Source organism: bacterium (assembly GCA_019695305.1).
Taxonomy (GTDB): domain Bacteria; phylum UBA10199; class UBA10199; order UBA10199; family JAIBAG01; genus JAIBAG01.
Map to the genome: position 1 here is coordinate 1 of JAIBAG010000057.1, position 3911 is coordinate 3911.

Annotated in this window: 5 protein-coding genes; all 5 read left to right on the forward strand. The window is 43.4% G+C overall.

From position 1 onward, the window contains the following. Positions 1-852, forward strand: an 852-nt coding sequence (sufB, locus tag K1X76_12985; protein MBX7149977.1) for a Fe-S cluster assembly protein SufB, incomplete at its 5' end; no start/stop codon positions are given. 12 nt (positions 853-864) lie between these two features. Then, on the forward strand, positions 865-1599 hold the full coding sequence (sufC, locus tag K1X76_12990; GenBank protein MBX7149978.1) for a Fe-S cluster assembly ATPase SufC: 735 nt from the start codon (positions 865-867) through the stop codon (positions 1597-1599). Continuing rightward, entirely contained in the window at positions 1590-2477 is an 888-nt protein-coding gene (gene sufD / locus K1X76_12995) for a Fe-S cluster assembly protein SufD (protein MBX7149979.1), read from the forward strand. The genes sufC and sufD overlap by 10 nt, the downstream gene beginning before the upstream one ends. Next, the gene (locus K1X76_13000; GenBank protein ID MBX7149980.1) at positions 2470-3678 is read left to right on the forward strand and encodes a cysteine desulfurase; all 1209 of its coding nucleotides are present in this window, start codon (positions 2470-2472) and stop codon (positions 3676-3678) included. The genes sufD and K1X76_13000 overlap by 8 nt, the downstream gene beginning before the upstream one ends. Positions 3679-3738: 60 nt before the next feature. Next, a partial coding sequence (locus tag K1X76_13005) for an iron-sulfur cluster assembly scaffold protein (protein MBX7149981.1) occupies positions 3739-3911 on the forward strand: 173 nt, incomplete at its 3' end.

The following is a 3911-nucleotide window of genomic DNA, read 5'->3' on the forward strand; positions in this document are numbered from 1 at the left end:
GGCGTTAAATGCCCCATGGAGCTCTCTACCTACTTCCGCATTAACGAAGCCAACACCGGCCAGTTTGAACGCACGCTGATTGTTGCCGATGAAGGAAGTTATGTAAGTTATTTGGAAGGTTGCACGGCTCCCATGCGCGATGAAAATCAATTGCACGCAGCCGTGGTAGAACTGGTGGCTATGGATAATGCCACCATCAAATATTCTACCGTTCAAAACTGGTACCCCGGCGATAAAGATGGCAAAGGCGGTATTTATAATTTTGTAACCAAACGCGGAAAATGTGCGGGTGTAAATTCTAAAATTTCGTGGACACAGGTTGAAACCGGATCGGCCATTACCTGGAAATACCCCAGCTGTGTTTTGGCTGGCGATAACTCGGTAGGCGAATTTTACTCGGTGGCCCTAGCCAACAATTGCCAGCAAGCCGATACCGGTACCAAGATGATTCATATTGGTAAAAACACAAAATCGACGATCGTGTCGAAAGGAATTTCCGCGGGAAAAGGGCAAAACACCTATCGCGGTTTAGTTAAAATTCAAAAAAGCGCCGAAGGCGCCCGCAATTACACACAGTGCGATTCATTACTCATGGGTGATAAATGCGGTGCCCACACGTTTCCGTATATTGATGTAAAAAACAAAAGCGCACAGGTAGAACACGAAGCCACAACAAGTAAAATTAGTGAAGACCAACTCTTTTACTGCACCAGCCGCGGCATTAGCCCGGATGATGCTGTTAATTTGATTGTGAATGGATTTTGCAAAGAAGTATTTAAAGAGCTCCCCATGGAATTTGCCGTGGAAGCACAAAAGTTATTAGGCGTATCACTTGAAGGAGCTGTTGGATAGTTTATGAAACCGATACTAGAAATTAAAAATTTAAAAGCAGGCATTGATAAAAAGGAAATTTTAAAAGGCTTAAGCTTAACTGTGAATCCAGGCGAAGTACATGCCATCATGGGCCCTAATGGCTCTGGTAAAAGTACCCTAGCCGGTGTTTTAGCAGGCAAACCCGACTACACCATCAAAAGTGGTACTGTGTTATACAAAGGCGAAGACTTAACTCTTTTATCCCCTGAGGAAAGAGCCTGGAAAGGTATCTTTTTAGGTTTTCAATATCCTGTAGAAATTCCCGGGGTTAATAATTTGTATTTTTTAAAAGCTGCTTTTAACGCCATCCGCAAAAACAAGGGCGAATCCGAAATGGATGCGATGGATTTTTTAAAATACGCCAAAGAGAAAATGAAAGTTGTGGAGTTAAACGAAAGCTTTCTCTCACGCCCTGTTAATCAAGGATTCTCCGGTGGCGAAAAGAAGAGAAATGAAATTTTTCAAATGGCGGTTTTAGACCCTACTCTTGCTATTTTGGACGAAACCGATTCGGGCTTAGATATCGATGCCCTTAAAGTTGTGGCTCAGGGTGTAAACAGCCTTAAAGCAGCTGATCGCGCCATTGTTCTCATCACGCATTATCAACGCCTGCTCGATTACATTGTGCCCGACTATGTGCATGTGCTCTCGGGCGGCCAAATTATTAAATCGGGAACCAAAGAACTGGCCTTAGAGCTAGAAGCCAAGGGGTACGGATGGCTTTAAGCATACAACCTAATAATGGCAAAGAGTATGCCTTGGAATTTTCCAAAGTAGAAGATGCGCCTGTGATTGTGACGCTTGAACCCACGAGCGACGAAAATTTTACCGCCGTTTTAACACTTAAAACCGCGCCCAACGCCTGCGGCACAGTACTTATTCATTATCCCCAAAACGAAAAATCATTTAATAATTTAAATCTGAATATTGCATTAGACCCCTCTTCTCATTTAACCGTGGGCTTAGTTCAAAATCAAAACGATACTTCGCAAGCTTCCTCCACCATTATTGCCGAACAAAATAGGAATTCGACATTAAATCTCTTTACTCTCTCGTTTGGTTCCAAAAAGCATAATCTGGATATTAACGCCAAACTCAAAGAAGAAGGCGCTGTGTGCCATTTAAGTGGCTTGTATTTGGGAAATGACGATAAAAGTTTAACCCACAATGTTAAAGTGGATCATTTAACCAGCCGCACCGAAAGCCATCTCTTTTTTAAGGGGATTATGGATGGCCATTCTAAGGGCGTTTTTACAGGACGTGCGGTCATTCACCCCAAAGCCGCCAAATGCGTAGCGCATCAAATTAATAAAAATCTCTTACTCTCAAAAGATGCGGCGATTAGCCCCAAACCCGATTTGGAAATTTATAATGACGATGTAGTAGCAAGTCACGGCGCTACAGTGGGACAGCTGGATAAAAATTCTTTGTTTTATCTGCGCTCGCGTGGCCTGGATGAGAAAACAGCCATCAATATTTTAACCTATGCGTTTGCTCACGATGTTTTGGATAAGATCGAAAATAAAGAACTGCGTGATACCACCCACAAGCTCTTAAACCAAAAACTGCCAATCGGCAGTATGCTGGAGGCCGGCAATGTTTAACGCCAGTGCCATAAAAAAAGATTTCCCCCAACTTTCCGTAAAAATGCGCGGCAAAGATCTGGTGTTTTTAGATAATGGTGCCAGCACGCAAAAACCCGCTTTTGTGATTGAGTCGGAGCGTAGTTTTTACGAAAAATCTTACGCTAATGTACACCGCGGCGTGTATGAATTAAGCGAAAAAGCTACCTTGATGTACGAAGGCGCCCGCAAAGTTGCAGCACAATTTATTAATGCAAAAAGCGAACGCGAAATTATTTTTACCCGTGGCACGACGGAATCCATCAATCTTGTAGCCAGCACTTTTCCCTTTCAAAAAGACGATGAAATTCTCATTACTGCCATCGAACATCACTCCAACATTGTTCCCTGGCAGATGGTGTGTGAAAAAACAGGCGCCAAACTTGTTGTAGCCCCCATGAATGACGCCGGTGAAATTCCGCTGGATAGTTTTAAAGCTAAACTGTCGCCGCGGACTAAGTTAGTGTCCATCGTGCATGTGTCTAATGTTTTGGGCACCATTAATCCTGTGGTGGAAATGACCAAACTGTCTCATGCAGCTGGAGCAAAAGTTCTGATCGACGGTGCCCAAGCTATTCCCCATTTTGAAATTGATGTGCAGGCACTCGGGTGCGATTTTTATGCTTTTTCCGGTCACAAAATGTACGGCCCCACCGGCATTGGTATCTTGTGGGGACGTGAAGAAATTTTAAAAGAGCTCCCTCCCTATCAGGGTGGTGGCGATATGATTAAAACCGTCAGTTTTGAAAAGACGGTATATAACGATCCCCCCTATCGCTTTGAAGCCGGAACGCCCCATATAGCTGGTGCCATTGGCTTAGCGGCGGCTATGGATTATTTAAAAAAACTGGATCGTAAAGCGATTGTAAAACATGAAGAAGAATTACTTCAGTATGCAACCCAGACATTGGAAAAAATTAAGGAAGTAAAAATTTACGGCACCGCTTCTCACAAAGCGTCGGTTATTTCTTTTGTTATTCAAGGGGTGCACCCTCACGATATTGGAACTATTTTAGATATGGAAGGCATTGCTATAAGAGCGGGGCATCACTGTGCACAACCCGTGATGGATTATTACAAAATTCCGGCCACAGCGCGGGCCTCGTTTGCTCTTTATAATACACAAGAGGATGTTGACAGTTTGATAGCCGGAATTAAAAAAGTTATTAAAATGTTTGCTTAAAAAAATGTATTCGTGTTTTTTTCGAACACACGAACGCACGATCTTACGAACGCACGAAACATGTCTGACTTACGCGAATTATATCAGCAAGTGATCATTGATCACTCCAAAAACCCCCGTAACTTTAAAACCATGGGGGAGTGTACCTGCTCCATGGACGGGCATAATCCGCTGTGCGGCGATAAGCTGACCGTATTTATAAAAATGGACGGCGACACACTCAAAGATTTAAG

Bases quoted from the DNA above. Each gene is read 5' to 3' on its own strand.
- sufD (MBX7149979.1), top strand. From the start codon at position 1,590: ATGGCTTTAAGCATACAACCTAATAATGGCAAAGAGTATGCCTTGGAA.
- K1X76_13000 (MBX7149980.1), top strand. From the start codon at position 2,470: ATGTTTAACGCCAGTGCCATAAAAAAAGATTTCCCCCAACTTTCCGTA.